Origin of the sequence: Micromonospora maritima, assembly GCF_902825405.1 — a bacterium.
Lineage (GTDB): Bacteria > Actinomycetota > Actinomycetes > Mycobacteriales > Micromonosporaceae > Micromonospora > Micromonospora maritima.
Genome location: NZ_CADEAU010000810.1, coordinates 1 through 1,568 on the forward strand (window position 1 = coordinate 1; position 1,568 = coordinate 1,568).

At 77.5% G+C, this 1,568-nt stretch carries 1 protein-coding gene; it reads right to left on the bottom strand.

The window, feature by feature from the left end; all coding sequences use genetic code 11:
• A partial coding sequence (locus HUW36_RS32495; RefSeq protein ID WP_174531541.1) for a type I polyketide synthase occupies positions 1 to 1,568 on the bottom strand: 1,568 nt, incomplete at both ends.

Below are 1,568 nucleotides of genomic sequence, written 5' to 3' on the forward strand. Positions count from 1 at the left end.
AGGGCCGGGCCTCGGTGAGCAGGTCGACCGCGCCGGCCGCCCAGTCGACCCGGCTGGTGCGTCGCTCGGCGTGCAGCGTGCGGGGCAACCGGCCGTGCCGCATGGCGAGCACGACCTTCAGCACGCCGGCCACGCCGGCGGCGGCCTGGGTGTGGCCGAGGTTGGACTTCACCGAGCCGAGCAGCAGCGGCGGGACGTCGTCCGGCCGCCGGCCGTAGGTGGCCAGCAGCGCCTCGGCCTCGATCGGGTCGCCGAGCGGGGTGCCGGTGCCGTGCGCCTCGACCGCGTCCACGTCGGCGGGGTCGAGGCCGGCGGCGGCGAGCGCGGCCCGGATCACCCGTTCCTGCGACGGCCCGTTGGGGGCGGTGAGGCCGTTGGACGCGCCGTCGGAGTTCACCGCCGAGCCGCGCACCAGGGCCAGCACCGGGTGGCCGCGCCGGCGGGCGTCGGAGAGCCGCTCCACCACCAGCACGCCGACGCCCTCGGACATGCCGAACCCGTCGGCCTCCTCGGCGAACGCCTTGCACCGGCCGTCCGGGGCGAGGCCGCGCTGGCGGCTGAACCCGGTCAGCCCGGCCGGGCCGGACAGCACCGACACGCCGCCCGCGAGGGCCAGGTCGCAGTCGCCCTGGCGCAGCGCCTGAGCGGCCAGGTGCACCGCCACCAGGGACGCGGAGCAGGCGGTGTCCACGGTGACCGCCGGCCCTTCCAGGCCGAGCGCGTACGCGACCCGTCCGGACAGGACGCTCGCGGCGGTGCCGGTGAGCAGGTGCCCCTCGTCGGCGGTGGTCTCCCCGTCGTCGGAGGTGGCGCCGGGGGCGATCCGGTCGGTGTAGTCCTGCCCGTGGGTGCCGGCGAACACTCCGGTACGGCTGCCGCGCAGCGTGTCCGGGTCGATGCCGGCCCGTTCCAGCGCCTCCCACGACGTCTCCAGCAGCAGCCGGTGCTGCGGGTCCATGGCCAGGGCCTCGCGGGGGCTGATGCCGAAGAACGCGGCGTCGAAGTCGGCCAGGCCGGTGAGGAAGCCGCCGGCGCGGGTGTAGGTGCGGCCGGGGGTGCCGGGCTCCGGGTCGTACAGGTCGGCCAGCGGCCAGCCCCGGTCGGTGGGCAGCTCGCCGATCACCTCGCCGCCGGCGTCGAGCAGCCGCCACAGCTCCTCCGGGGAGCCGATGCCGCCGGGGAACCGGCAGGCCATGGCGACCACGGCGACCGGCTCGTCGAGCGCCACGGTGGTGGCGTCGGCGACCTCGGTGGCGCGGGTGCCGAGCAGCCGGGCGTGCAGGTGCGCGGCCAGCAGCTCCGGGGTGGGGTGGTTGAACACCGCGTGCGGGGCGAGCCGGACGCCGGTGGCGGCGGAGAGCCGGTTGCTCAGCTCCACCGCCATCAGCGAGTCGAAGCCGAGGTCCTTGAACGGCCGGCGCGGCTCGACCAGCTCCGGTCCGGCGTGGCCGAGGACCGTGGCACAGCGGGCGCGGACCACGTCCAGCAGCAGCGCGGCCCGCTCCGGCTCCCCCAGTCCGGCCAGGCGGTCGGCGAGCCCGGACCCGGTCGCGCCCGGCTCGGCGACG